Source organism: Tateyamaria sp. GN1-10 (genome assembly GCF_055693845.1).
In genome coordinates this window covers 26,991-52,871 of record NZ_JBVFUR010000006.1, presented here as the reverse complement: position 1 = coordinate 52,871, position 25,881 = coordinate 26,991, and the positions used below count along the sequence as shown (strand labels likewise).

At 59.6% G+C, this 25,881-nt stretch carries 25 protein-coding genes and 1 pseudogene; 13 read left to right on the top strand and 13 right to left on the bottom strand.

Annotation, left to right across the window (positions count from 1 at the left end; translation table 11 throughout):
- The 4 genes and pseudogenes from ACZ1HN_RS24255 to ACZ1HN_RS24240 all read left to right on the top strand — a co-directional run.
- Positions 1–249 (top strand): annotated as a pseudogene (locus ACZ1HN_RS24255) (hypothetical protein); the annotation flags it as partial.
- Between the two features lie 208 nt (positions 250–457).
- Positions 458–1,516, top strand: coding sequence for a Hint domain-containing protein (locus ACZ1HN_RS24250; protein ID WP_472729502.1), 1,059 nt, complete (start codon positions 458–460; stop codon positions 1,514–1,516).
- Positions 1,517–1,641: 125 nt separating this feature from the next.
- On the top strand, positions 1,642–2,895 hold the full coding sequence (locus ACZ1HN_RS24245) for a tetratricopeptide repeat protein (RefSeq protein WP_472729501.1): 1,254 nt from the start codon (positions 1,642–1,644) through the stop codon (positions 2,893–2,895).
- Complete coding sequence (locus ACZ1HN_RS24240; RefSeq protein ID WP_472729500.1) at positions 2,892–3,479, top strand: sulfotransferase family protein; 588 nt, start codon at positions 2,892–2,894, stop codon at positions 3,477–3,479. Before ACZ1HN_RS24245 ends, ACZ1HN_RS24240 begins: the two co-directional genes overlap by 4 nt.
- A 20-nt stretch (positions 3,480–3,499) precedes the next feature.
- Here ACZ1HN_RS24240 and ACZ1HN_RS24235 read toward each other — a convergent pair whose 3' ends face one another.
- A complete protein-coding gene (locus tag ACZ1HN_RS24235) occupies positions 3,500–4,771 on the bottom strand; it encodes a replication initiation protein (RefSeq protein ID WP_472729499.1) in 1,272 nt (423 codons plus the stop codon).
- A 795-nt stretch (positions 4,772–5,566) separates the two neighbouring features.
- On the opposite strand from ACZ1HN_RS24235, the gene ACZ1HN_RS24230 reads away from it, so the two are divergent.
- Together ACZ1HN_RS24230 and ACZ1HN_RS24225 are read left to right on the top strand one after the other, a co-directional pair.
- Positions 5,567–6,745, top strand: coding sequence for an AAA family ATPase (locus tag ACZ1HN_RS24230; RefSeq protein ID WP_472729498.1), 1,179 nt, complete (start codon positions 5,567–5,569; stop codon positions 6,743–6,745).
- The gene (locus ACZ1HN_RS24225) at positions 6,738–7,820 is read left to right on the top strand and encodes a ParB/RepB/Spo0J family partition protein (RefSeq protein ID WP_472729497.1); all 1,083 of its coding nucleotides are present in this window, start codon (positions 6,738–6,740) and stop codon (positions 7,818–7,820) included. Before ACZ1HN_RS24230 ends, ACZ1HN_RS24225 begins: the two co-directional genes overlap by 8 nt.
- A 395-nt stretch (positions 7,821–8,215) precedes the next feature.
- Here ACZ1HN_RS24225 and ACZ1HN_RS24220 read toward each other — a convergent pair whose 3' ends face one another.
- The 6 genes from ACZ1HN_RS24220 to ACZ1HN_RS24195 form a co-directional block, all read right to left on the bottom strand.
- A complete protein-coding gene (locus ACZ1HN_RS24220) occupies positions 8,216–8,938 on the bottom strand; it encodes a class I SAM-dependent methyltransferase (RefSeq protein WP_472729496.1) in 723 nt (240 codons plus the stop codon).
- 209 nt (positions 8,939–9,147) lie between these two features.
- Positions 9,148–9,282: a hypothetical protein gene (locus ACZ1HN_RS24215; RefSeq protein ID WP_472729495.1), complete on the bottom strand. Its 135-nt coding sequence runs from the start codon at positions 9,280–9,282 to the stop codon at positions 9,148–9,150.
- Between the two features lie 50 nt (positions 9,283–9,332).
- Positions 9,333–11,630, bottom strand: coding sequence for a calcium-binding protein (locus ACZ1HN_RS24210; protein ID WP_472729494.1), 2,298 nt, complete (start codon positions 11,628–11,630; stop codon positions 9,333–9,335).
- 249 nt (positions 11,631–11,879) lie between these two features.
- On the bottom strand, positions 11,880–12,659 hold the full coding sequence (locus ACZ1HN_RS24205; RefSeq protein ID WP_472729493.1) for an ABC transporter permease: 780 nt from the start codon (positions 12,657–12,659) through the stop codon (positions 11,880–11,882).
- A gap of 27 nt (positions 12,660–12,686) precedes the next feature.
- Complete coding sequence (locus ACZ1HN_RS24200) at positions 12,687–13,361, bottom strand: ABC transporter ATP-binding protein (protein ID WP_299211083.1); 675 nt, start codon at positions 13,359–13,361, stop codon at positions 12,687–12,689.
- Positions 13,362–13,375: 14 nt separating this feature from the next.
- Entirely contained in the window at positions 13,376–14,365 is a 990-nt protein-coding gene (locus ACZ1HN_RS24195; protein ID WP_472729492.1) for a KpsE/RkpR family capsule polysaccharide export protein, read from the bottom strand.
- 187 nt (positions 14,366–14,552) lie between these two features.
- On the opposite strand from ACZ1HN_RS24195, the gene ACZ1HN_RS24190 reads away from it, so the two are divergent.
- Positions 14,553–14,729 (top strand): hypothetical protein, encoded by a 177-nt coding sequence (locus tag ACZ1HN_RS24190; protein WP_472729491.1) that lies wholly within the window; start codon positions 14,553–14,555, stop codon positions 14,727–14,729.
- Positions 14,730–15,056: 327 nt separating this feature from the next.
- The gene (locus ACZ1HN_RS24185; RefSeq protein ID WP_472729490.1) at positions 15,057–16,031 is read left to right on the top strand and encodes a glycosyltransferase; all 975 of its coding nucleotides are present in this window, start codon (positions 15,057–15,059) and stop codon (positions 16,029–16,031) included.
- Here the strand turns inward: ACZ1HN_RS24185 and ACZ1HN_RS24180 are convergent.
- From ACZ1HN_RS24180 to ACZ1HN_RS24160, 5 genes are all read right to left on the bottom strand, one after another.
- Positions 16,028–16,318, bottom strand: a complete 291-nt coding sequence (locus ACZ1HN_RS24180) for a hypothetical protein (RefSeq protein WP_472729489.1) — start codon at positions 16,316–16,318, stop codon at positions 16,028–16,030. The two genes, ACZ1HN_RS24185 and ACZ1HN_RS24180, sit on opposite strands and share 4 nt — an antisense overlap.
- Positions 16,284–16,829 (bottom strand): sulfotransferase family 2 domain-containing protein, encoded by a 546-nt coding sequence (locus tag ACZ1HN_RS24175; RefSeq protein ID WP_472729488.1) that lies wholly within the window; start codon positions 16,827–16,829, stop codon positions 16,284–16,286. Before ACZ1HN_RS24175 ends, ACZ1HN_RS24180 begins: the two co-directional genes overlap by 35 nt.
- Positions 16,826–17,569 carry a CatB-related O-acetyltransferase gene (locus ACZ1HN_RS24170; RefSeq protein WP_472729487.1) on the bottom strand — a complete coding sequence of 248 codons (744 nt, stop codon included), beginning with the start codon at positions 17,567–17,569 and terminating at the stop codon, positions 16,826–16,828. Before ACZ1HN_RS24170 ends, ACZ1HN_RS24175 begins: the two co-directional genes overlap by 4 nt.
- 25 nt (positions 17,570–17,594) lie before the next feature.
- Positions 17,595–20,207: a glycosyltransferase gene (locus ACZ1HN_RS24165; protein WP_472729486.1), complete on the bottom strand. Its 2,613-nt coding sequence runs from the start codon at positions 20,205–20,207 to the stop codon at positions 17,595–17,597.
- 159 nt (positions 20,208–20,366) lie between these two features.
- Positions 20,367–20,756, bottom strand: a complete 390-nt coding sequence (locus tag ACZ1HN_RS24160) for a hypothetical protein (protein ID WP_299707589.1) — start codon at positions 20,754–20,756, stop codon at positions 20,367–20,369.
- A gap of 206 nt (positions 20,757–20,962) precedes the next feature.
- On the opposite strand from ACZ1HN_RS24160, the gene ACZ1HN_RS24155 reads away from it, so the two are divergent.
- From ACZ1HN_RS24155 to ACZ1HN_RS24135, 5 genes are read left to right on the top strand one after another with little or no spacing between them, the layout of a single operon-like run.
- Complete coding sequence (locus ACZ1HN_RS24155; protein WP_472729485.1) at positions 20,963–22,222, top strand: alpha/beta hydrolase; 1,260 nt, start codon at positions 20,963–20,965, stop codon at positions 22,220–22,222.
- Positions 22,176–22,652 (top strand): hypothetical protein, encoded by a 477-nt coding sequence (locus tag ACZ1HN_RS24150; protein ID WP_472729484.1) that lies wholly within the window; start codon positions 22,176–22,178, stop codon positions 22,650–22,652. The genes ACZ1HN_RS24155 and ACZ1HN_RS24150 overlap by 47 nt, the downstream gene beginning before the upstream one ends.
- A 1-nt stretch (position 22,653) precedes the next feature.
- Positions 22,654–23,163 carry a sulfotransferase family 2 domain-containing protein gene (locus ACZ1HN_RS24145; protein WP_472729483.1) on the top strand — a complete coding sequence of 170 codons (510 nt, stop codon included), beginning with the start codon at positions 22,654–22,656 and terminating at the stop codon, positions 23,161–23,163.
- A 28-nt stretch (positions 23,164–23,191) separates the two neighbouring features.
- Entirely contained in the window at positions 23,192–23,458 is a 267-nt protein-coding gene (locus ACZ1HN_RS24140) for a hypothetical protein (RefSeq protein ID WP_472729482.1), read from the top strand.
- A complete protein-coding gene (locus ACZ1HN_RS24135) occupies positions 23,455–24,609 on the top strand; it encodes a glycosyltransferase family 61 protein (RefSeq protein ID WP_472729481.1) in 1,155 nt (384 codons plus the stop codon). Before ACZ1HN_RS24140 ends, ACZ1HN_RS24135 begins: the two co-directional genes overlap by 4 nt.
- Positions 24,610–24,659: 50 nt before the next feature.
- Here the strand turns inward: ACZ1HN_RS24135 and ACZ1HN_RS24130 are convergent, their stop codons facing one another.
- Entirely contained in the window at positions 24,660–25,613 is a 954-nt protein-coding gene (locus ACZ1HN_RS24130) for an NAD-dependent epimerase/dehydratase family protein (RefSeq protein ID WP_472729480.1), read from the bottom strand.
- Positions 25,614–25,881: the final 268 nt, after the last annotated feature.

Sequence of the window (25,881 nt, the reverse complement as noted above, 5' to 3'; positions counted from 1 at the left end):
ACCTATTACCACATCGACACCGGGTCGCATGAGCTGGTGCTGGCCGAGGGCGCCGCATCCGAGACCTACCTCGATGCCGTGGGCCGCGATGCGTTCATCAACGGCCACGAACAGGCGGATGCGCCGATCATCAGCGAAATGTCGGTGCCGCGCATCGTCGCGCGCCGCATGGTGCCGCAGCATGTGGTCGACGCGCTGGCAGAACGGGCCGATGCGCTGGGATACACGGCAGCCGCGAAAGTCGCCTGATCGCTTCTGGCTCAAAGGCAAAAACACGGATGAAAGGATCGGCTTTGCCGGTCCTTTTTCTTTGGATCAGAGCGGTTAACATGACCTAACTGCCACTTTTTGCAGGAATTTAGCAACCCAAGCGCGATTTTGCCGTTTAATCATTGGCAGGTTAACCCGGGCACCCTAGAGGTTCTGTCAACGAGACTATAAATTCGGGGAACAATCGATGCCCACATTCCAGTTTGATGAAGGCAACGCGTTTGACATCGGCTCAAGCGCGTCAATCAACTTCACGGATGACACCGTACCGTTCACGCTCAGCACAAGCAGCAACTTCGGCGGTGGACAGCTTTTCGCAGATGGCGGAGGAGCACAGCAGATCCTTATCGGCGATTCCAACACCATTGGCGGGGACTACGTACTGGATATCGGTACGGCAAACACCTCCGGCACAAATTTCGGGGCCTCTGGCGGAAACATTTCCCTGCAACTGGGCACATCAATCAACGGGGGTTGGGACATTGTCTTTGTGCACGAGACCAACACGGCCCTGAACCAGACATTCACTGTCAACTCGCTCAACACCGGTTCGACCCTGAGTTTCGCCACGACAGAAAACTTCAGTGAAATCCGTTTCTCCTATTCGACACCCGGCCTTGGCGGTTTTGGGGAGCTGACCATCAACAGCCTGACCGCCACGATCACCTGCTATCTCGCAGGCACAGGCATCGCGACACCGACAGGCCCCGTGGCCGTCGAAACGCTGCAGCCGGGCGACAAAATCCTGACCGCAGATGGCGGCACCACCACCGTGCGCTGGCTCGGCATCCAGCCGATCGACACGAAAACCGCGACACCGGCCAAGGCGAACCCAATCTGCTTCACCGCAGGCTCCATCGCCCCGAACGTCCCGTCCCGCGATCTGTTCGTATCGCCCGACCACGCCATGGACATCGACGGCATCCTCTACAACGCCACGGCGCTGGTGAACGGTCGCTCGATCTATCAGGTTGCGCAGATGCCGATGGACGGGTTCACCTATTACCACATCGACACCGGGTCGCATGAGCTGGTGCTGGCCGAGGGCGCCGCATCCGAGACCTACCTCGATGCCGTGGGCCGCGATGCGTTCATCAACGGCCACGAACAGGCGGATGCGCCGATCATCAGCGAAATGTCGGTGCCGCGCATCGTCGCGCGCCGCATGGTGCCGCAGCATGTGGTCGACGCGCTGGCAGAACGGGCCGATGCGCTGGGATACACGGCAGCCGCGAAAGTCGCCTGATCACCATCTTCAATTCAATGATAGGGGCCTGCATCTGCGGGCCCTTTTCTTTATCCGGGTTGCTGGTGGCGTTGCCATGACGCAGTATGCGCACAACCCAGTTTTCCAGTGCACATGAGCCAAAAATGAATTCGTCAACACGCGCCTCCGACCAGGAGAAACTCAAGCAGGTCAACGAAGAGGTCGCGCGCATCCAGCGACACCAGAACGCTGGCCGCATTGAAGACGCCGGGCAAGCCATCGACGGCCTGCTGGCCGAGCTTCCCGATCACCCGCAGATCCTGCACCTGAAGGGTCTGAACCTGCTGTTGGAAGGGCACAAGGACCGCGGCCTCGCCATCCTGGAAATGGTGGTGGAAAACGACAAGGACAACGTCTGGGCCCTGATCGATTACGCCAGTTTCCTGGCCAAGAACGGTGACGTGGACAAGGCGATCCCGAAATTCCAGGCCGCCGTCGAAATGTCGCCGAACCTCGCGCTTGGACATGCAAACCTGGGCGCGGCCCTAGTTGTCAAGAAACGCTATGACGAGGCGATCAAGGCGCTGACGCGCGCCGCCGCGCTGAATGGGGACATGCTGGATGTGCAGCTCAATCTCGCACAGGCCTTTATCCGCACCCGCCGCTTCCCACGCGCCATCGAACCCCTGTTCCGGGCACTGGCCATCGACCCGCAATCGGTGGCTGCACATGTCAACCTCGCACTTGCCTTGTTCCGGGCGGAACGGCACGAGGCGTCGGAACACCACGCCCGCCGCGCCATCGAATTGGCGCCGGACGCCGCAGAACCATGGTTTCACCTCGGCAACACGCTGGCGGCCCTCGGTCGCATGGATGACGCCGCGGATGCCTTTTTGAAGGTTGCGAACCGCCCCGGCACCGGCGTGCCCGCATTGGCCCGGTTGATCAACCTCCGCACGACCACGGCTGACAGCCCCGAATACAAGCTCCTGATGCGGTTTGCCGACAAGCTCGACGATATGCCGGATCAGCTGCGCGCCGATCTGCATTTTGCGATGGGCAAGGCAGCCGACGACATGGGCGACGAAAAAACGGCCATGGATAACTACCGCAAAGGCAACGCGATCACGGCCGAGCAGCACCCCTTCAATCAGGAAAATCATACAAAACGCGAAGAACGGATGAGATCACTGGTCACGCCCGCCTTTGTGGAGAAGCATCGGGGCGCGGGCCTGCACGACGTCGCACCCATCATCATTTGCGGCATGCCACGGTCAGGCACCACGCTCATGGACCAGATGTTCTCGCGCCACAGCAAGGTACAGGCGGGGGTGAATTGCGGGCCGCAGGCTACGCCTTTCAGCAAAGCCCCGATCTGCTCAAGGTGCTTGAAGAGGAAGCGCCCGACAGCTCAGTGACCGATGACATGCTCACCACCTTTGCCGAGCACTACCAGACCTTCCTGCACAACGAAGGGCTGCGGTCGGAATACGTGTCCGACAAGATGCCAAACAACTACCTTTACGCCGGGGTTCTGGCCCTCGCCCTCCCCCGCGCCAAGGTGCTGATCATGCGCAGGCACCCCATGGACAACCTGCTGTCGAACTTCATGCAGAACTTCGGCCCGAACCAGCCAGCCTCGACCAGCATCGAAACTTTGGTGAATGTTTACAAAGAGTTCGACAAAACAGCACTGCACCAGGTCGCCACCCTGCCCAACCAGATCCGCTTCGTGAACTACGAACAGGTTGTGGCCGATCCCGAAGGACAAATGCGTGACATCATGGATTTTGTCGGCCTGCCCTTCGAAGACGACATGCTCGACCACACCAAATCCACCCGCGCAGTCAACACTGCGTCGGTCAGCCAGGTGCGCGAGCCGATCTATTCGACCTCCGTCGCCAAATGGAAGCGCTACGGGCCGCTGCTTCAAGACATGGCCGAGCAGTTGGGAGATCACCTGTCAGCCGAAGATCGACGCATATGCGGACTGGACAGCTAAACCGCGTTCCCGGCCTTAGATCAGGCGCCCAGATCCTCAAAGGCTCCGGGCACCAAATCCTCCCAGAACTCCACCATCCGCGGGGCGCACAGGGCTGACGCCCAGCCAAGACGTGCAAACTCACTGCGCATCAAATCGTCCTCCAGCCAACTCAGAAACAGCCGCCGATCCGCATCCCGTTGCGTCGGCGTCCGCCCGGCCACCAACTCCTGCACGCGGGCCATTGTTGCAGCACGCACGCGCCGCTCCTGTGCCACCTCGGCCTCTCTGCGGGTCTCGGCTTCGGTCTTTTCGGACAACGCGACATCCCGGGCCTCTGCCGCCGCCACAGCCTCTGCACTGGGCTCGGGGGGCATTGGCGCGGAATAGTCATCGCGCAAGGCCGCACTCAAATAGCGGACCGGGCTCTCAACGGCCCCCCTGCCCTTCAGATACGCGATCTTCTCCGACACATAATCTTCGCCGTGTTCCGAAATCCACTGGCGGGCCAACCGGTCACTCACGCCCAGGTCAATCAACGCGGCATAGACCGGCCCCTGCCGCACCCCTGCCCCATCGTCGATGTCCAACATGGCAAGCTGCGGGTTCTCCTTGATCAGGAACCGTATCTCAGACACCTGCCGCCCCATCTTGTGCAGTTCCGGCGTGATCATGATGTTCGACGTCTTGTTGACCTCGGCCACCGCCGGTTTGATGACCTTGGCGTTCAGATGCTTGAAACTCTCGTAATAGGCACTGCCATCCACGCCCATCAGGCGGCGAAACAAATCCAGCGGCCACCAGCCGGTCGATCCGGTGCGCACGAACCGATAACAGTTCTCATACAGCGCCAGGGCATGGCCCGAGGTAAAACGGCGCTGGATGTTCAGATTGATCAGGGCAAAGACCTTTGGGTCATGCAGTTTCTCGGCCAAAGCTGGAGAATAAGCATATTCACACACGCCCCCCGACAACTTGGCATAGGACAAAAGCGCGGAAACCCCCCATTCCTGCCGCCCATTCGCATCCAGCATATCCCACTCTGCAGTTGTCTCTGCGAGGCTGCGTAGAGACTGTTTCAGCGTCTCCATGTCGTTCGAATTGTACCCGACCATCATGCACAGGGTCCGCGCATCGATCTGGTGCTTGGTCTTGGTGACCAACCCGTCATACGCATTCAGCAGCAACACGTTGCTCAGCTTGCGCTGCAACAGGGTCAGTTTGCCGGACACGTGGATTGCCGCCACGTTCTTTTTGACGGATTGCCGCCGCAGCGCACCGGTCAAGGTGTCATGGGGTATAGGCGCTTGCATGGGTCACTGCTCTCATTGCCTCGAATCCCGCTCTTGCGGCGGTATTGCTCTGCATTATGACATAAAAAGGTGCCCGCGCCCAATCTTTCTTCGGAGACCCAAATACGGGATGGCGCGGTCCCGCAAACGGGTACCCAAGGGGAGGACAGTGGGTAAGTCTGGGGATAACTCGACCATCCGAGTCGCAAACACCCCAGAAAAAGCGTCTCTAATCAAGGGTCACCGCATTCAGGCACCCCTGCCCCTGCGAGATCGGCACCCCTTGTCCCGCACATGGGTCCCTATCATCCTGTATCCGGGTCCCCTTTGTCCTGCATAGTGGCACCGAAGTGCATTTAAATATTTGTTTTGGTTGTAATTTTCTGAACCAAAGATTCCAAACTAGATCAAAGATCAACAAGTTTATGCTGTCTCTTTTTCAGTATGATACAGTGATGGAAACACGGGTTTCGCCTGCGAAACCTCCCCACAGCCGAAAATATGTCCCTCTTCTTTGCGATTCACTTGTTGCGCAAGATGTGCGATGATTTGCCCGATAACATCGAAAAAGATGATCTAGACAAGGCAGCAGTACATGGACCGAAAGTCTGACACCCCCTCCCCCCGTATTTCAATCTCGACCCACAGGCCGCCGCTGGCAAGTTAAGCGATCCGGTCGACACCGCCCGATTCGCCAAGGCTGCCGCCTTTGCCGGGCGCGGACGTGATGATCTGGCCAAGCGTGGGTATGCCCCTGATGGGCGCAAGAAGCTGCGCAAGTTTTCGACCTGGGAGGTCTGCCGCTATCTGATCCCCGTGGCTCCGGCCCATCTGCGGCGGGTGCTGAACAAGAATCCCGATCTGCCTCAGGGCGAGGGTCAGGGCAGCGCCAAATGGTTCAGCCTCGAAGAAATACTGACGCTGCGCGACCATTTCGCGTCCGAAGGGGTCAGCACTAAGGAATACCGCCCCTATCGCCCCGAAGGTCTGCCCGCCAAGGTCGTGGCTGTCGCCAATTTCAAGGGTGGTGTGGGCAAGACAAGTACCGCCGCGCATCTGGCCATGTCAGCGGCCCTGGATGGGTACAAGGTGCTGGTGGTCGATCTGGACAGTCAGGGCTCCATGACCTCGATCATGGGCGGCACGGTCGAGGATGAATGGCAGACCGTCTTCCCCCTCCTCGCCCGTGATTACGCCACCCAACTGCAAGCCGAAAACCGGGTGCGCGCCGCGTCCGGTGATCCCGAATTTCCTCTGGACGAAACCCTGACCGAAGCACTAGAGGTTTCGCTGCGAAACGTGGTCCAGAAAACCCACTGGCCGAATATCGATCTGATCGGTGCACAGCTGAACCTGTACTGGGCGGAATTCCAGATCCCCGTGTGGCGGATGAACCTGCGCAACTGGCAGCTTTGGGATGCGCTCAACAACGCGCTCGACGATGGCGGCGCGCTGGATGAGTACGACGTCATCCTACTCGATACGCCGCCTGCTCTTGGCTACCTCACGATCAACGCACTGGCGGCGGCGGACATCATTCTGGTGCCCCTTGGTGCCTCGTTCCTTGAGTTCGATTCCACGGGCCGTTTCTTTGACATGCTCTACTCCACCTTCGCCTCGATCGAGGATGGAGAGAACGCCGCAAGACGGCGGGCCGGACTGCCGGAAATGAAGTTTGAATGGGATGTGGTGCGGGCGATCATCACCCGGTTTGACGCCAGCCAACAGACCGATCTGGCCAACGTTATTCAGGCGTATTTCGGCGACATGACCAACGCTTACCGGCAGGAATATACATCCATGGTCGGCCAGGCGGGTGAGAGTGTGAGCGGGATTTACGAGGCGGATTACCGCGATTTCAACCGCACCACATATGTCCGTGGGCGCGAGACATTTGACCGGACCTATGCTGAGTTCAAGGAAATCCTGCTGGGGTCTTGGTGGCGCGACGATCAAGAGCGGAAGGCGGCTGAACAGGAGGTGGCCAATGGCTAAGCGCAGACAGTTGGAGGTGCCCTCAGCCGAGGCGCTGAAGGAAATCGAGGAAGGTTTCGCGCGCGAAACCCCGGGCTCGACGCGCCGTGCACCGATTGCGGATGTCGCTGCGGATGCAGCTCTGCACGCCGATCCACGGTCTCTGGCAGATCGCGAGGATCAGGCCCGTACCGCAGCAGAAATCGAGGCGTTCAAGGATGCCAAGGCGCGGGGGCTGGTGGCGGTCGAATTGCCCATCGAAGAGATACGCGCCGATGCCTTAAGCCGGGACCGGGTGGGGCTGAACGAAGAGGACATGGCGGAGCTGCGCCGGTCCATTGCGGATCATGGCTTGCGTTTGCCCATCGAAGTGTTTGAGCCGTCGAACCCGGAAGGGGCGGGCAAGTATGCCCTGATTTCAGGCTTCCGCCGACTGGCCGCGGTGCGAGAGTTGAGCGAGCTTTCGGGCGGGCAGAGACACCAGACGATCCCGGCCTTTGTTCGGTCGCCCGACAGTCTGGCCGCGGCTGTTGTCGCCATGATCGAGGAGAATGAAATCCGATCAGGGCTGAGCCAATACGAGCGGGGTAGGGCGGCTGCGGTGGCCGTGCATGAGGGTGTCTTTGCTTCGGTGGACGAAGCCGTCGGAACGCTGTTTTCTTCGGCCTCGAAAGCGAAGCGATCCAAGATACGATCCTTTGCCCTTGTCCACGAGGAGCTGGGTGACATGCTGCGCTTTGGTCCCGATCTGAGCGAGCGGCAGTGCCTGCGCGTGGCAGCCGGTCTGAGGGCGGGGCAAAGCGAAAATATGCGGCAGGCGCTTGAGAGCCATGCCATCGGCAATGCCGACGATGAATGGGCGGTTCTGGAGCCGCTGATCGAAGCCATTGAGGGCATGGCCCCGGACCCCAGCCGGGGAGGGCGGCCGCGCAAGGTTGTGGAGCGGTCTGCGCCAGTGCGGCTGGCCAACAAAGTCACGATGGAGCGGGTCCAGACAGAAGATGGCTTTGCCATTCGGCTGCGCGGCCCGCATGTGAACGAAGAGCTGATCGAACAGGTCATGGACCGGATCAAGTATCTGCTTGAAGAGATTTGAAGCCGGGGCAGGGGGTTTCGCGTGCGAAACCCCTTTGCCTTGTGACGACTCGAACTCGTTTGCACGTGCGAGCAGAGCAAAAAGCCCCTGTTAGAGACTGTTTTGCCAGGATATCAGGTGTTCGCAGACGTTAAATGTTCTTTATATGTTCTTCATTCTGTTGTCCGAGATGTAGATGCCGAAGTCTGCTTTTAGGGGTGCTGACCGCCTGTCATCATCAGAGAGGCCGATTTTAAGCCTGTAGAGAGCCAACTTGGTCATTCTGGTGAAGGGGGCAATAGCGGCAAAAGGCGCGTCTGAGGGCCGTTTTCTGGGCCTCAGACGCTGCATTGGTACCGCCCACACCAAAGGTCGCTGTCCGGTGGGCGGCGTAAAGAGGGTAGGGGGCCTGCGACTTAGCTGGTTCGCGCGTCGATCCAGGTCACCGCGTCGCCCCATTCACACAGCGGCAGACGGTCGACGTTCTCGTAGAGCCAGCCGAAGCGTTGGGGCAGCAATTCGGCTTCCATATCAACCAGCGGATCGGCATCCGCGTCTGCTTGCAGCAGCCCAACGCCGTGGTCGATCAGGATCAGTTTGAAGTGCAGACCGCGCGTGGCTGCGATCTCCACGGCAACTTTCCAGACATCGCCCGTCCAGCCGAGGTTCATGCGTGGCATGTGTTCCTGTTTCCAGTTCACGGGCATAAGGTCATGCAAGGCGATCCAGCCGCCCGGCTTGAGGCAGGCCAGCGCATTCGCCACGTCGCGGTGGACCTGGGTGTATTCGTGCAGCCCGTCGATCCAGACGAAATCAAACTGCTTGGTGTTCGTTGCGAAAAAGTCGTCCGAGGTCATGCGGACGGTGCCGCCCTTGACCGGGTCCACGCCGGTCTTGTCACTGACGGGCAGGGCGTCAAACAGGTCGTTCGATCCGCAGCCCACCTCGAGATAAGCACAGTCCATCGGCAGTTTGCGCAATACGTAGTTCACCAGTGCGATGCGGTTGTGGTGCGTGCCTTTCCAGTGCCATTTGAAACCGCGCGGGTAGGCGGCGTGCTGGAAGTGTTCTGCGATCTGGCGGCGGCCTTCCCCGTCCAACTCTTCAAAAGGTACTTGTAGAAAATCGGGGGTCGTCATGTTCGTTCCTTTGCACAATGCACTGTTGCCTGTCGGCTTGTCGCGCAGATGTTAAGGTGGCGCAGCGGTGCACGCCAGAGGGGTTTTTGACTGGTGGGGCCCGACCGCGGTTTGATGCCAATGCGGATGCAAAAAGGGCGCGGTCGCTTTGTGCAACCGCGCCCGGATTTTGTTTTATTACAATGGCTTAGCTCATTGGAAAGCCGTCGTTAGACAAAGGTCACATCGTCGAACAGGAAGGTGACGTTGGTGACGTTGTTGAAGGTCAGGCTGTTGCCACCCCCGAAGTCGAGCACCAGGTTTCCGTCCACGACGCTGGAGTAGTTGGCAAGATCGCTGCCCACGGGCATCCCTTCGTCCAGAAGCGAGGCTTCGATCTCGAGCGCATCGACGATCAGCGAGTAGTCGCGGATGACGTCGTCGCCGCCGTTGAAGACAAACAGGTCAGCCCCTGGCCGCCGCGGAGCAGATCATCGCCCGCACCGCCGTCCAGCGTGTCGTTGCCGGAGTTGCCTTCGAGGTTGTCGTTGCCGCTTCCGCCCTGCAGGCTGTCAAAGCCATTGAGCCCGCGCAGCAGGTCATCGCCGTCGCCGCCTGTCAGGGTGTCAAAGCCCAGACCGCCGCTGAGCGTGTCGTTACCTGTTCCGCCATCGAGGACATCGTTGCCATTGCCGCCGTTGAGCGAGTCGTCGCCGTCGCCGCCTTCGAGCGTGTCGCGGCCATTCAGACCCAGCAACGTGTCATTGCCAGCCCCGCCTTGCAGGCTGTCAAAGCCCAGGCCGCCATTGAGCGTGTCGTTGCCCGCGCCGCCATCCAGCGTGTCGTTGCCGAAGCCGGAGTTCAGGCTGTCATCGCCATCTTCGCCGTTCAGGTTGTCGAACCCGTTGAGACCCAGCAGCGTGTCATTGCCCGATCCGCCATTCAGCTCATCTGCGCCGATCCCGCCATTCAGGCTGTCTGCACCAGCACCCGCATTCACGGTGTCATCGCCGGCGCCGCCCGAAATCGTGTCAGCGGCGAGGCTTCCGTCGATGTTCGAAGACGCGCCGGAGCCGGCAACCGTGTCCCCGCTGATCCCCAGCTGGGCGGCCAGGTCAGCGAGGCTGAGCGTGGTATCCTCGAAAAAGAATGTTTCGACACCACTGATCGTGTCGATGCCTGCGGCCGACGTGATCTGGATGGTTTCGTTGTCCAGTGCGAGCAGCGTCACATTGGTGCTATCGTCGCCAACTTCCAGGCTGTCCTGCCCATCGCCGCCGTCGATGGAGTCATTGCCTGCATCGCCAGCGAGGAAGTCGTCGCCCGCGCCGCCGCGCAGCGTGTCGTTGCCGTCGTCCCCGAACAGGTCGTCGTTGCCGTCGCGCCCTTCGATGAGGTCGTTGCCGCCGCGCCCTTCGAAGATGTCATCCCCGAGTGAGCCCCGCAGAGTGTCATCGCCCTCACGCGAGCCGCGGACATATTCAATCGAGGTCAGCGTGTCGGTGAATGCGAAGCCGTCCCATGTGCCCGTTGCGGTTCCCGCCTCAAGATCGACATTGACCGCATCCACGCCCGAGCGGTCATAGCGCACCCGGTCGGTGCCGCCGCCGCCGTCGACCGTGTCGTTGCCCTGTTCGGTGATGAAGCTTTCATTCCGATCCGAGCCCATGATGCTGTCATTGTTGTCCGTGGCGCGGATCTCCAGGCGTCCGTTGCCCGTCACCGAGATTGTGTCTTGCCCGCCGAACCCGTCATTGCTGACGATGCCGGTGGACAGGTCCATAACCAGACCAGCCAGCGGGTCGCCAACCGATCCGCCATTGAAGCTGATCCGTCCGTTACCGTCTCCGAGGTTGATGTTGTAGGTGTCGTTGCCTTCGTTGCCCCGCAGGTTGAACCACGTGTCGTCGCCACCGGTGATGTTAAATGTGTCGTTGCCTTCGCCACCCTCAAGGCCGAGCCCGAAAGCGCTCATTATGGCGTTGACGTCAAGCAACGTGTCGCTGAACCCAGTCCCGGTGATCGATCCGGTGTTGGTTGCGGCGTTGATGTTGAACGTGACGGCACCGTCCACGAAGTCCTCGTAGTCCAGCCACTGGAATGTGGTGGGCGTGCTGTTGGAGAAGTTGATCGTGTCGTTGCCAAGGGTGCCTTCGATGTCGCCGCCGTTGTCATTGCCGTTGTCACCGCCGACGACGATGGTGTCGTTGCCCCGGCCGCCAAACAGTTGATCATAGAAGCCAGAGCCGTTGATTGTGACTGGCTGAGTGATCAGGTTGGCGAAAGCCGGGTCCAGCAGGTCGAACATGTTCAGGCCGGTTCCGGCCGAGCTTGCGTCGAAGGTAATTGGCCCGTCGCCGTTCAAGAGGGCGGCGATGGGTTGGAGGTTATCCGAGCTTGTGGCGTCCAGGGCGGCAGACAGCTCGACAAAATCCCAGCTCACGCCTGTCAGGGATCCTTCGAGAACGGTGTTGTCCGCGCTTCTCATCGTCATGCTGTTGACGGTGCCCGCAATTGGCTGTTCTTCGCCGGGAGGGCCGCCAAAGGCAAAGCCGGTGCCTACAATCGTTGTGGTGATACCGGTTTGGGGATTGAACAGAACAACGGTTGTGCTTTCGGCCGATACGATATCAACTTCTACTTCGCCAGTGTCCGAAAAGAACGCGTCGCCGAAGAAGCTTGAATTGGTCCCATTGAGTGTGAAGGTGGTCATCTCGTATTCCCTCAGTGTATGTACGGGCCCGTGCGTTCTGTTGCGCTTTGCCCGTTTTCGTTGAATTGAGTTATATTAATTCGTGTGGTGACACTAGGTCACGGAAATGCATTGGCGCAAGTTCGCGGATTCAATCTAAACGCAAAAAAAGCGGTTAATTTGCGGGCATTTATGAGGCAGTTTTGTGAAATTCAACCGCCGATTGTCGTCGAAAAGCAGACGGTACCGGCGGGTTTCGGCCAACGCGCCCTACCGCTCCATACTGTCTCGGTAGTACCGGCGCAGGAATAGCAGGCCAATTGTGCCGCAGATCAATGCCACGGCATACACGTAGATTTCGCTCACGTATTCGCCCCGATACGAATAGTAGAGCCCCGTTCGGCTTCGTCCGGTCACGTGCACCAGGGGGTTCCACCAGAGCCAGTCGCGATAGGGCTGCGGAATGCGGTCGTGCAAAAAGATGACGCCTGAGATCAGGATCAGAGGTCGGGTCATAACCGCCCAAGCCATTTGCCAGACGGGGTAGTACGCAACCAGCACGGCGTTCAGAATGCCGATGCCCAGCCCCAATGCCCCTGCCATGGCGAAGGCCGACAGGAGTGCAGGCAACACCAGCACGGTGCGGGTTTCCATCGTGCCAAGGATCGCTGCGATCAGAAGGTAGGACACCAGGTACTGCGTCAGAACCGTCAGGATGAACCGCGCAAGCACAGCGTCCAAGATGGTGACACGCGGATAGGCGAGAAGCTGTCTGGAGAAGTTAACGGACTGCCCCACCTTGTTGGTCACATACAAAAACGTGAAAAAGGGCATAAGACCGGACGCATAGAAGATCGCGAAATTTGTTCCCAATGGCGGGGTGCGCAGCCCGGTCGAGAACAGCGCAACGAGCAATGCGAGGCCCAAGGCGGGTTCAAGCACGGCCCAAATGTACCCCCCGGGTGACCTGCCGTAGGTTGTCGACATCTCGCGCAGGACGAGTGCGGTGATCGTGCGCAGGCTGGCGAAGCGCGGCAACGTCTTGTGCACATTTTGCAGTACGGGGGCTGCGGAGTGTCAGTCATCATCTTCTCCACTGGTCTGCATGTTGTATTGATGGTGCTCTATCGCATCATTGATGTTGTCGTAGTAGGTCAGGTGCCCGTCTTCCAGGACCGCGCCTGCCTGGCAGATGCGGCGCATCGACCCCATCGCATGGCTGACAAAGATCGCGCCGGAGGTGCGCAACCGGTCCTGAAACACGGCCTCGCTTTTTGCGCGGAATGCAGCATCGCCAACCGCCGTCACCTCGTCGATCAGGTACGTGTCGAATTTGAGGCCCATGTTGATGCCGAAAGACAGCCGCGCCTTCATCCCCGAGGAATAGGACCGCACCGGCAGGTGAAAATGCTGGCCCAGTTCTGCGAAGCCCCGCACAAAGTCGGTCAAGGCGTCTGTCTCCACTCCATAGATCCGCGCGACGAACCGCGTGTTCTGTGCGCCACTCATGTCAGGGTGCATTGATGTCGCCAGCCCAACCGGGAACGAGATGCTGCCGTTGCTCAGCACCTCACCCCATGTCGGCGTCGCTGTGCCCGCGATAATTTTGAGCAGGGTTGATTTGCCCGCGCCGTTGCGGCCCAACAACCCCACGGCGACACCGCTGGGAAAGGTTACGTTCACGTTGTCGGCCACCGTCTTGCGGGTGCCGTTCATGTAGAACGTCTTGGTCAGGTTGCGTAGAACGATCATCGCATCGCGGCCCGTCAGCGCCGATCCCGAAGCGCATAAGCCGACAGCGCCAGGATGGCCCAGAGCAAGAATGAAAACAGTCCCACCAGGCCGAGCGCCTGATAGACTTGCGGGTACTTCGCAGATTCCGCCAGCGTCGGCTGAACATGGGCGGCCAGGTAGCGGGTCTGACGGCGGGCTTCCGCGACAGCCGCGTCATAGGCTGTCCGGGACGCGGCAAAGGATTGTTCGGCAAATTCCCGATCCACCAGAAGCCGCTCATACTCTCCGACGAGGTTGGCGAACGCGTCTTCGTCTGTGGCGCCACCTGAATCACCAAGCCCCAGTTTCTGCTGTTCTTCGTTAATGCGCACTTCGATGACTTCGATCCGGCGTCGAGTCTGGATGATGCGCGGGTCGTCCTGCCGCGATGAGGTTTGCAGCAGAATATCCAGATCAATCAGCGTTTCGGCAAGTTGGGCCTGCAGGGACGACAGGATACCCATCTGGCTTTGAATGCTGGCTTCGGGATCGACGATCTGTGTCTCGTTGCGGAAGCGCGTCAATGCCTGGCGCGCGACCTTGACCTGTTCGACCGTTGTCTCAAGTTCGTCTCGTGCGTAGCGGGTGGCGTCTTCGCGTGCGATGGCGGACAGCCGGTTAATCATCTCCGAGCTTTCGTCATAGATGAACTGGTTGATCCGCCGGGCGTCTTCCGGGCTAAAGGCCTGCACCTCGACATCGATCAGGCCGGTGCCGCTGTCGGAATAGACCCCGACCATCCTTTCCCAATAGGTCACGAGATCTTCGATCGTGCCGGGTGGGTGATAGGCAAACACGGGGTCATGATCCGGGTCGCCCTTGGCCCAGAGTGCACGCAGGTTCAGCGCGGCATCCGCACGTGCGACGAGTTCCTGGCTTTGGATGAACTGATACAGGATGTCGGGATCGGATGAGGACGATCCCGAGATTTGGGTGACCGCGCCAAGCAGGTCGACAGCAGAGCCCACCTCTTCGTTGCGCACGGAAAACCCTGGACATCGACGCGTAGCGGGGTGCGGCGCGTTCGGTGAGGTACCAAAAGGACACAATCACCGGCACCACGACCATCACAAGGAAGCTGATCAGGGCCACCCAGTGGCGGCTGCGCGTGCGGGCGGGCGGCGCGCTGGGTATCTGAGGGGCGACGACGGGCGGGGTCACGGCGGCAGGTTGTTCCTGCGCAACCTGTTCGGCGGGATTTTCTACAAGCGCTTCGAGCTGTTCGAGATCCCGGCGCATCTTGATCGCCTTCAGCTCTTCTTTGCGGCGGGCCATGTCGAGGCGTTCGCGCTTGATTTCGTCCAGGCGGGCTGCGGCCTCGTCACTGTCGGAACTGTTCGCGTCTGAATATTGATCGACGGATTCGGTTTGCTGAGAGATGGTCATGTCGTCCGCTTCGTGTCCGGCTGGTTCTGCCGTTTCGGCAACCGCCGCATTTGGTCCGGTCCGCAGCACGCGCGGCCGTGCGCTGGAAAATGCCGGCGCATCGCTGTCTGTGGAATCTTGGGGCGTGGATGCCGGGTATTTGGAGGAGTCCGCCACCAATTTCGCCTGCCAATTAGTTGAATATACAGCATGAAACTGCATAAACATGACGCTACATGAAATCATGTACAATGACCAGCCGGTTGCCTTGGTGCGCCGGTCCCACGACCAGCTATTGAGAAGGCGCGGATGTCACAGAGTTCTGCAGTTTCGGCCAGAAAAACGGCCCCACGGACACCGGAACATGTCAGGATCGTCATGGCGACCCGGAACGGTGCGGCCTATCTGTCGCAGCAGCTGCAATCGATCGTGGATCAGACGCACAAGAACTGGTCCCTGTTTGTGGGGGACGACGGGTCAGACGATGATACCTGCGCGCAAATCCGCGCATTTGCTGCTGCGCACCCGGATCGAGATGTCACGCTTGTGTCAGGGCCCTGTCAGGGGAGCGCCGCAAACTTCCTGACGCAGGCGGCGGCGGCCTGGCGTGATGCAGATTGGCTGGCTTTTGCCGATCAGGACGATGTGTGGATGCCAACCAAGTTGGAACGTGCCGTGTCCCAGATCGGGCCGGGCGACACGGCCGCCGGTTATTCAAGCCGGTCGATCCATACGGCGCCCGATTTGACGCCGTTGAGGACCTCATCCCTGCACCGACGGGAACCCGGATTTGCCAATGCGTTGGTGCAGAATGTGCTGAGCGGTCATGCGCTTGTTATGAACCCCGCGGCGGCTGCTTTGGTCGTGGATCACACGCAGGCGGCGTTGGCGTCCAAAGTGCCGTTTCACGACTGGTGGATTTACAACCTGATTGCCGGGGCAGGGGGGCGTGTGGTGCTCGATCCGGAGCCGGGTCTGTACTACCGCCTGCACGGGGAGAACGTGCTGGGTCACAACCGCAGCTGGAGTGAGCGCATGGTGCGGTTGCGCATTTTGGCCGGGCGGGAGTTCGCGGGTTGGATTGATTGCAACCTTGCGGCCCTGGCACAGTGCGAACCCGCCCTGACATCGGACGCGCGCGCTCTGGTCAAAGGCATGGTCGAGATGCGGGCCGAGCCGCGCGGTCGGGTGCGCTTGCGCGCGCTGCGCGAATTGGGATTGTACCGCCAATCGGCGGGTGGGGACCGGGTTCTGCGGATGCTGGCGTTGACCGGACGGCTTTAGACCGGCGCGTCGCTGGCCAGTCCCAGTTCAATCATCAACTGCTGGTCGAGCCGCGCGAAATCCAATAACTTCTGCAGGCTCTGATCCTGTTCCAACCGGGCGGCGAGTTTGGGCCAACGCAGGTCAGGCTGCGCGTCCGGCCCGGCGTCCGGCCCGGCATTCACGTAGCGACCGGCGACCGTGATCTCCTGCCCCGTTCTTTCAAGAATGTCCTGTTCAAGAGCGCCAAGGTTGTCGACACCGTACAGGCCATCAAGCCCGCGCGCCGCTGCCGCCGCCTCGCGCACGAGGTCGGTATCTTTCTTTGTCCGCCACGAACCGTCTGCCGCGCATCTTTTGCGTCACGAGGTAGCTACAATAGAGGTTGTTGTAGTGATCCTGAATGAACCGTTGCCACGCAGGATCGCCCCCGAAAAAGTAGTCATCTGCCGACTGGCCCGTGATCATGCGCATTCCCTTGCGCTCGGGCAGGGCGCGTTCTTCGGGGCTGGCGGCTTCGGCCTTGCGCAGCAGGTAGAAGTAAAAGGACGCAATCCGTTCCAGCGGATCGCGCAGCACGGTGAACACAAAGCGATCCGGGGGCAGGGTGTCGATGGCGTCCCAGTCGACATGCCCGGAATAGAGACTGTATCCGGGCGGCATTTGCGCCGCGCCCTTTTCTGCCTGCGTGTGCACACGGATGGGCGACACCGCCTCTTCGCCGACGATGCGGGCCAGTTCGAAGTGGATGGTCTGTCCCGCGGTTTTTGGGATGTGCAGAAAAACGATTGGAGTCGTGGCTGTGCCCGCCTTGGTCATTTCACCGCAACCTCGTCTTCTTTGCGCAGGTCGATCACCTCGGGTTGGAAATCGGGCGTGTTGCCCATCCTGTGAAGACCTTGAACAAAGTCCTGCATGTTCGAGGGGTCGAGATGCGTCATCTGCCAAGGTGCGTAGCGCCACCATTTCAACCGCAGAAGCGGAGAGATGAATTGCGGCGGCACCCGCAGTTTCTTGATGACGGCCGGGTTGCCCGCCACCATGGTGTAAGGGGGAACGTCCTTGGTCACGACCGAGTGGGCAGCGACGATTGCGCCGTCGCCAATGGTCACCCCGGCTGCGATATACGCACCGTGGCCGATCCATACATCGTTGCCGATGGTTGTGATCTGGGCGCGGGTTGCGGCCGTTTTCGTCTCAAACTCGTAATCGTGATAGTCTTCGGAATCTGCAAAATCGTGCCCAAGATCAAAGAGCCGATCCCCCAGGTAGAAAGCGGGCGACGTCGAAATCCAAGTCAAGGGGTGGTTCTGGCGCCCGATCTGTACGTTTTCGCCAAAGGAACAATAGCGCCCGATGCGTGCGGCAAAGCAGTAGCCCGACACCTGATAGGAGAAGGCCCCCAGTTCGATCGAATGCTCGTATTGGGTCCATTTCAGGCTGCCCGGTGCTTCGAGTACCGTGTGGCGGGGCAGGGTGACGCTTGGTCCGTTTCCCCTTGGCAATACTTCGATCCCGCGCGCCCGAAGCGTTTCGATCTGTACATTCACCGGTGTCATTTTCGTCCTCGTGGCGGGGCCTGGTTTAGTCGGACACAAGGTCCGAGCGCTCCGCGGTCTGGGCGCGGTGGGCATCCAGCGTTTCAATCACGTTCTGCGCCGCAAAGCCAGCCGGATTGCGCGTCCGGGAGGATATGTTCGTCTTGGTCCGGGGCAGGGGAGGGAGCGGCACTGTTACACCGTTTTGCGCACGGCGCACCGCTTCGCCCTGGGCGCCAATATCGAATGCAAGCACGGGCAAACCGGTCGCAAGTGTCTCGTGGGTTGTGTACGAGAATGTCTCGGGCCAGATTGACGGGATCAACCAGTGTGTGACGCCATATTGCCGGACAAGGTCGGGAATATCCGAAGGCAGGTAGCTGCCGTGCACCCGCACATGTGCTGGCAAGGCGTATGCCGGATCAATATTGCCAATTAGAACCAAGCGCGGTGTTGTCGCCTGTGCTGTTGATGCACCGGTGTTGAGCATGGAGGCCAATTCCTGCAGGACGGCGGCCCCCTTTTGCAGGCCGATGTTTCCAAGCACCGCCAAGACCGGTGGCGCGTTGGCCTTTGGTTTGGGCAGCTGTGGTGGCGTGTAGGGCAGGGGGTGCGGCGACACCACGATCCGGTCGGACAGGTCGGGCCAGACGGCACGCACCTGATTGCCACTGTCTTCGGAAAAGACATGCAGGGCTGCGGCCCGATCCGCCAGCCTTTTCCACGCCGCTTGCCAGTCGGCGAGTGGGACACGGTGGCCGTCAACACCCCAGGCCTGGTGCGCGGTATCGGCGCGCGCGTCGTCCGGTGGCCCGCGATAGACACCGTCGGCATCAAGCAACGTGTAAGACGGCGATAGCGGGAAGAAATCGTGAAACAGGATCTCGACCCTGTCGTCGTCGTTTTGGGCCAACGCCACCAGCTCGGTCGGCAAACCGGCGGGGTCAGGGGTGCCGACCCCGCAGGAATAGATCACGTTGCGGCGTGGCAGGCGTGCAAGCAGGTCGTGCATCAGATCGGTGTCATCGGTGCTGCCGCGCGTGATGCCGCGCGGTGCGTGCAATTCAATCTGCCAGTGCCGTGTACCGCCGACGCGGAGCAAAACCACAGGCACACCATTCGCCACCGTTTCAGCCACACGCGCTTCTAGCCAGACCTGTGCGCCGCCGCCCAAGGTGTGTGCCAGGTAGACCGGGATCGCCTGATCCAGTTCGAGACTGCCAGCCCATGCCAGCCCCAGCGCAAGCCGTGCCGTACCCAGCGGGTCGGCCCCTATATAGCGCTGCACTTCGCCGTCATAATTCGGGTAGCGTTTGGAAACGATGTCGTTGTTGCGTGCAATCAGGGCCAGCTTTGTGTCTGAGCCGAAGCTTTCGCCGCCGCGGTGTTCAACATACAGGTTCGGCACAGCCACATGCCGCCCGCCCCGCGCGCGGATCTTTTGGCACCAGTCTACTTCTTCCCCGTAGCCGCGCCCGAAAACCGTGTCGAGTTGGGGTTCCCGTTCCAGCCAGTCACGGCCCATGCCCATACAGAAACCCACGCCAGTTGGTACATCGAGCTGCAAGCAATCCGGGTTGAATTGGCGGGCCTGTTCGTCGATGCGGTCCGCGAGGCCGGGCGCGAGGTCGGTTTTTGCGCAGATCACAGGGGCCGAGAAAATCTCGGCATCATTGGACATGGGTGTTGTGCTGGCGATGCTGGTGTCTGCCAGCAGAGGCCGGACCAGGCGGCCGGCCCAGTTTTTCGGCAGAAATGCATCGGAATTGAGCAGAACCACCGGTCCTTCATCGGGGCCAGGGTGTCCCATGGCTCGTGCGAGCCCATCGTTGACGGACCGGATAAACCCACGGTTTTCGGGGTTTTCGACCAGAATGATGTCGTGACGGTCCGCGTGCGTTGCCACCCAGTCACGCAGGAACGGAAGGACACGATCGTCTGTCGAACCATCCTCGATCATGATCAAGCGCCAGGGCAGGTCGGTGTGGCCCGTGATCCGGGCAAGCACATCCGACAACAAATCAAAAGCGTTATAGACCGGCAGCACGATGGTGATGCGACAGTCCGGCACCTCGGTTTGGGCGGATGGCGGGCCGTCGAACAGCTCTGGCACCAGTTCTTCGGCGGCGGCGATCATGTTCAGCCCGAGCCGGTCCTTGACCCGTGCGCGGTAGATTGGATTGCGGGTTGTATACCATCCCAGGATGGCTGGTGACGCAATTGCCATGTCCCGCCCGAAGCGCAGTATCATGCCCAAACGCCTTGAGCTGTTCCAAGGCACTTTCAGAGACAGGGCGGGGATGTCGTCATGTCCGACCAAAGCCTCGCAGACCAGTCCCGGCGCATCGCTGCCGAGCAACATTTCGGGTGTGCAGGGCATGGAAAGATCAAAGCCCGTCTCTGCTGGAAAATCGCGGGCTTGTGCCACATCCTCGCGGCGCAAACGCGGGACCATATTGGTTTCTGAATCGGCCAGAACGAGTGTGACTTTGGTTGCCCGTACCCATCCTGCAACCCGAAGCCTGCCTTCGATTACCTCGATTTCGTCGATGTATCCGACTTCGGCACCTGTCGCGTCCACAATGGGACTGGAGTGCCCTTTCAAGACCAGCCGAGCAGCGGCATAGCGATTGTGTAAAGCTGACAGTCTACGCAGCATTCAAACGCTCCGCTTGCGTGTCTGGGCACCGATGACGCGAGTGGACGCCCGCGAGCGGCTGAAGAAAAAGTCTTGGACACGCAATACCATCCGGAGCGAAATGCAAAATACACTCAGCACGCCCTACTCCGAGTTGCAAGGTTTAAGGCGCAGCCGACGTCAGCCCCGCACGAGTTGCAGGGACAAGGGCGGTATAGAGTGTGCGCCGTCTAATGGAACAAAGGTTAGGCCTGGCGGCTCGCAATCGGCAAGGATTTGCGAAGAGGCACGGACGCGGACATCAAAACCGACCCTTGAATCGATGCCTTTGATAGCGGCGACGTCCGGTCGCGGCATGTTTGGAATGAATGCGGCTCTCTGATCGGCCAGAACCAATTCGACCTGTGCGGCTTGAACCCAACCCGCAACGATCAATCGACCCTTTTCTGCTGCGATCAGGTCCACAAAGCCACGCTCGGAACCGGTTACGTCGAAAATCGACATTTGCGATCCGGACCACCGGTCGGCGGAGTCCGGTCGTGACAGGATTTGCGTTAGCCAGTTTGCCATGTCGAGCCTTAGTTATCTTCGCTGCGCTGTTAACCGCAAACCATTGCGGTCCCATAAGGAAATCTGCGCACTTTTTGCTTTTTCCTGACGGTGTGCTGCAAAAACAGACGACGGATCCGACGCCATTGCTTTTCCCCCGCTGATTGGAATGATAGGGCCGGACGCGGAGCCGTAGCTGTGCTCCAAGATGCGGGGCAAAGATCAGTATGACAGATCCAGTAACGCAGAAGATCGGGCAGGCAGGCGAGGTCACCATGTTGGCCTCGACGCCAAACGATCCGGTCCACATCCTTGCCTTCCACGGCGGTGGCGGTGTTGCGGGGACGCCTGACATGATGGTGCCGTTTGCGCAGCAGGTCACTGCGGGACCTGGTGTGACAATGGCGTTGGCACGCTACCGGACGCTGAACGCGGATCAGGCGAGTTTCGAAGATATGCGCGCAGATGCAGCGCAGGCGTTGGATTGGGCACAGGCGCAAATTCCCGCCGGGGGGCGACTTTATCTGCTGGGGGCCTCTTTTGGCGGACTTTTGGCTTTGGACGCCCTGTTGGAAGCTTCGGCTGAAGTGCAAGAGCATGTGACCGGGCTGATCCTGCTGAATGCCGTGACGGACACCGGACCGGACGGGTTTGCCAACCGCGTGATCAAGCCGGAGGATCATGGCCATCTGTCGCCTATTGCAAGGTTGAAAGGGCATCCAATGCTGTCGCGATTGCGTTGTTTCTTGGCGCATGGTGGACAGGATGATGTTGTGCCTATTGATGTATCGCACCGGTTCGCCGCGCTGTGGCCAAAAGACCGGTGCGAGATGATGCCCTTTCCCAATTCCAGTCATGGGTTTTTCAACCGTGCGCCCCACGACAAAACCGTCGCTGCGGCAGTGCGCAAATTTGTGGGCGCTGCTCCGATTGAGCCAAAGCGGACTGGGTCCACAGGGTTGCTGCCGAAGGGCGCGACCATGGTCTATGGCATCGGGGCGCAGAAAGCCGGGACCAGTTGGCTGTTCGATTATCTCAAGCAAAGCGAAGAGAGTCACACCGTCCACATCAAGGAACTGCACTATTTCGATGCGCTCTATGTCAAAAGCGAACAGAGTCACCTGAATAACCGATTGGCACAGTTGCGACGTGCCGTGGACAACCTGACGCCTGGAATGGACCCGGCAAATCGCAAGCGCCTGCGCGACACGCAACTGTTGGCCGAGCGATTGTCAATTCACGCGGCCGCCTCCGGCGACCACCGTCCCTATGTCGAGTACATGACCAAGGGCTATGCCGGGCAAAAGATCATCTGTGACTTCACCCCATCCTACTGCACGCTGGATGCCGAAGGATTTCGTGAAATGGACAGTCTTGGTCCCGCGAAGTTCATTTTCATTCTGCGCGATCCCGTTGATCGGCTGTGGTCGCAGATTCTGCATGGCGATCGGCGCGCAGAACCCGACATTGTCCGACGCTGCCTATGAAGCCAAATGTGTGGCCCATGCGCAGGATCTGAGAGACAAGCGTGATATTGCGCGCATTCCCCGCGCAGACTATGCGCGCACGATGGAAGCCCTTGAGGCGGCGGTGCCATCAGACCATATCCACTATGCCTTTTACGAAGACTTGTTCAGCCAGGACAGTGTTGATGAAATCTGTGCCTTCCTTGATATCAGGCCGCATAAGGTTGCGGGTGACAAGCGGGTCAATCTTGGGCGGTCGACTGTGCTGCCGGATGCGGTGGAACAGATGCTGAGCGAGGCCCTTGCGCCGCAATATCAGGCGGTGCGTGCGCGCTTTGGTGACTCCGTGCCGGCCGCTTGGCGCGAAAGCGTGGTGCCGCTTTCAAAGAAAGCACCTCAAGCGTTTTCTAAAAAGGCAGTGCGTTTGCTCACGGGCTTCGGAGATAACTGATTTGGGTTCTTTATCGCGGTGGTACAAGCGGACCAAAACAGGCGGAACGGTGCCGCCCGTTGTGGTGTTTCCCCACATTCCCAAGACGGCAGGGCAGACCGTGCTGGAAGCTTTGAAACAGCTGGTGCCGGAAGAGGCGTTCAGCCCGGTGCGTACGCATGCCAATGCGGCCCCGGATGCGCAAATGCCGTCTGGATACCGCCTTTATGCCGGGCATATTGACTGGGTTGATCTGGATACCCTGCCGGACGACCGCTTTGCCTTTACCGTTTTGCGAGATCCACGCGAGCGCATCGCATCCTTCTATTTCTACCTGATCCGTGAGGCCGCCAAGCTGAGTGCCGAGGAATTGGCATCCAAGGCACGTACAAACATGCGGACTGTCACGTCCGTATCGGCTGATGACTACTTTTTTGGTGGGGACAGAGCATGGCAGCGCTTTGTCCACGACCACTACAACAACTTCTACTGTAGCTATCTGACGACTCGGAAGATTCTGCGGTTGGACTGAGGTTGCGGATCTTGATCAGCGCGAATTGGTGCGTCACGCGTTGGACGGTGCCGGCGCTTTGCAGCGCATTTACACGGTAGACGGGCTTGATGCTTTGGAAGCCGAGTTGGCGGAGATGTTTGGGACGTGTCCCGAAATTCAGGGAACGTATGTCAATGCCGGACCCAACGCAGGCAGGACTGCACGTTGGCCTGCCCTGCTGGAACGGTTTGAACGTGATGACAGTGCCGGCAGGCTTGAGCGCTTTGTTGAAGCCGACGTGAAGCTGATCCGGGGATTGGGGTTCGAAACATGACCGCTGGGCCAAGTATCGTTCCGTTGCGCGATGTGGCGGTGACGCCCTTTGTCTATAAGCGCCCGTTGTTTCGGGGTGGGATCGATGCTGCCGTTGCGCCAGCGGAATCGCGTATGAAACGGGGTGCGACCTTGCGGGACGAGCCGCAGGACATCCCGCGCAAGTCTGGATGGCTGCAGGGTAGCAAGGATTTGCCGAGGCTGAAGGGTCGGCATGTGTTTGGCGGCCCGATGTGGAACCATTTCGGCCACTTCTTCGTGGATTGCATTCACCGTCTTTGGGCGTTGAAGGCTGCGGGGCGGACATATGACGGGATTGTCTTTCTGGCCGTGCAGGGTTTGCAGGACGTCCGCACGAATGCCGATCTGGCCGAGGCAAAGCTGCCCAGTTTTCTGACGGACCTGATGCAGCTTTTGGATATGGGTGATGTGCCGGTCACTTTGATCCGAGAAGCCACCGTGATTGACCACCTCGATGTGCCTGAACCCGGGACAGCGCCGCGCAACCCTATCGAGCCATTTTATATGGAATACCTGCAGGGCTATCAGGATGTGCTTGCCGATAAGTTGGCTTTGCATATCGCGCGTGCACCCGCCCGCATCTACATGGGGCGGCGGCATCTTCTGAAAAAAGGGGGTGTGTTGGGGTGCAGCTATTTCGAGGCGAAAATGAAAGCGGCGGGCGTCTTTTGTTCTACGCCCGAAGCAATGTCATTGGCCGTGCAGCTGGGCCATCTCATGGGGGCGGAAAAGATCGTGTTCGACGAGGGCAGTGCCGCCCATCCAACACAGATTCTGTCGCAACTTGATACCGAATTTCTGATGCTGCCGCGCCGAGCCAACAACGCGATCTATGGTCAGGCGATCTCGCAGCGGGCGCCGTTCAAGCTGCTGTGTCCGGGCGACAATATCGAGGTTCTGCCGGACCGGTTTGGATCAACGTCCAGCCCTGGTGGCATGGGTGTCTATGTCAATCCGGTGCCGGTCTACCAACGTCTGAAGCAGCACGGTTTTGTCACGGGCCCCTTCGATATGGATGCATTCCGAGCGGCGGAGGAAGCGGATCTTGTCGCGTCCAGTGCAAGAACTCTGGAGATTGCCGCAACACGACTGGCGGCCTTGCACAGCATTCGCGCGCAACAAATAGCATAATATTGATTATATGAGTTTGAGCTTTGCAGTTGGGCGGATTGCTCCGATTGCTAGGCCGGTTTGTGATGCTCTTGCCACCATGCGACCGTTTGCGTGAGCCCATCTTCCAGTGCGATCCGCGGCGACCAATCCAAGGTGTTTTGTGCCCGCGCAATATCAAGGACATTGCGTTCGATATCGATCCGACGTCCGGGATAATAACGGGTGTCGATAGAGGTTCCGCATGCGGCTTCCACCATTTCCACGATTGATTTCAGCGAGGTCGCCTGACCCGTTCCGATGTTGACGACATCTGGGGCATTGTCGGATCGCAATGTCGCAAGGATCGCTGCAGCGACATCGGACACGTGGATGAAATCCCGCTCCACCAGGCCATCGCCCCAAATCTCGAGCTCGGACCCGTCCATGGCGCGCTGTATTGCTGCAGCGATAAAGCCCTGGCCCCGCACGGCGCGCTGCCCTTCCCCATAGGGATTGGAGATGCGAAGCGACGTGGTTTGCATGTCTGCTTTGCCGGACAGAAGGCGCAAGTAGTGTTCGATGGCCAGCTTTGAGACGCCATAGGCGTTTTGTGGTTGAGTCAGCGCGGTTTCGACAAGCCCGGTTCCAGGTGCCGGGCAATGCCCGTAAACCGTGCCGCCTGAGGAGGCAAAAACAAAGTGTTTCACGCCGAGTTCCGCACAGACCTCTGCCACGCGCAGCGTGTCACGCACGTGGGACTGGATTTCCATGGACAAGCTGGCAATTGAGGACCCCGGCAGGCTGGCATTCGCCAGAAAAACCACCGCATCGCGGTCGGCAACGACCGATGCCATCAGGCTCAGATCCGTGATCGACCCGCTGTGCCACTCTATGTCGATGGAGGATGGCTGGGCGTGGAGGTCATATACGGCCAGGTTCAGACCGGCATCGATGAGGCTTTTGACTACATGCCCTCCGATGAAACCAGCACCACCAATGACGAGAATTCTGTGAGGTGTCGCGTGCGACGTCTGTGAGGTCATAACATGGGCCTTCTGCATTCCCGGGTCTGCTTCATCTTGCCCATTCAAGGGTTTCGATGATCCACGCGCACCTGTTAGCAAACCAAATGAAAGTGAGCCATCGGTGTTGCAACTGGGCGGCGAAAATCCTCTTGCAACCGATTGTGGCAAGTGAAATCTGACACATTTTAACCCAGTACCCAAACATCCGGGGGATCGTACAGTTTTTGCGCCACTCTCGTTCCGGATTGCGGCAAGATGACGCCAAGCCAAATGTCGCTAATTGACA

Coding starts and splice junctions, on each gene's coding strand:
- ACZ1HN_RS24160 (WP_299707589.1), bottom strand. CDS start 20,756: ATGGCAAACTGGCTAACGCAAATCCTGTCACGACCGGACTCCGCCGAC.
- ACZ1HN_RS24165 (WP_472729486.1), bottom strand. CDS start 20,207: ATGCTGCGTAGACTGTCAGCTTTACACAATCGCTATGCCGCTGCTCGG.
- ACZ1HN_RS24225 (WP_472729497.1), top strand. CDS start 6,738: ATGGCTAAGCGCAGACAGTTGGAGGTGCCCTCAGCCGAGGCGCTGAAG.
- ACZ1HN_RS24130 (WP_472729480.1), bottom strand. CDS start 25,613: ATGACCTCACAGACGTCGCACGCGACACCTCACAGAATTCTCGTCATT.
- ACZ1HN_RS24155 (WP_472729485.1), top strand. CDS start 20,963: ATGACAGATCCAGTAACGCAGAAGATCGGGCAGGCAGGCGAGGTCACC.
- ACZ1HN_RS24235 (WP_472729499.1), bottom strand. CDS start 4,771: ATGCAAGCGCCTATACCCCATGACACCTTGACCGGTGCGCTGCGGCGG.
- ACZ1HN_RS24210 (WP_472729494.1), bottom strand. CDS start 11,630: ATGACCACCTTCACACTCAATGGGACCAATTCAAGCTTCTTCGGCGAC.
- ACZ1HN_RS24220 (WP_472729496.1), bottom strand. CDS start 8,938: ATGACGACCCCCGATTTTCTACAAGTACCTTTTGAAGAGTTGGACGGG.
- ACZ1HN_RS24200 (WP_299211083.1), bottom strand. CDS start 13,361: ATGATCGTTCTACGCAACCTGACCAAGACGTTCTACATGAACGGCACC.
- ACZ1HN_RS24150 (WP_472729484.1), top strand. CDS start 22,176: ATGGCGATCGGCGCGCAGAACCCGACATTGTCCGACGCTGCCTATGAA.
- ACZ1HN_RS24135 (WP_472729481.1), top strand. CDS start 23,455: ATGACCGCTGGGCCAAGTATCGTTCCGTTGCGCGATGTGGCGGTGACG.
- ACZ1HN_RS24185 (WP_472729490.1), top strand. CDS start 15,057: ATGTCACAGAGTTCTGCAGTTTCGGCCAGAAAAACGGCCCCACGGACA.
- ACZ1HN_RS24250 (WP_472729502.1), top strand. CDS start 458: ATGCCCACATTCCAGTTTGATGAAGGCAACGCGTTTGACATCGGCTCA.
- ACZ1HN_RS24170 (WP_472729487.1), bottom strand. CDS start 17,569: ATGACACCGGTGAATGTACAGATCGAAACGCTTCGGGCGCGCGGGATC.
- ACZ1HN_RS24175 (WP_472729488.1), bottom strand. CDS start 16,829: ATGACCAAGGCGGGCACAGCCACGACTCCAATCGTTTTTCTGCACATC.
- ACZ1HN_RS24245 (WP_472729501.1), top strand. CDS start 1,642: ATGAATTCGTCAACACGCGCCTCCGACCAGGAGAAACTCAAGCAGGTC.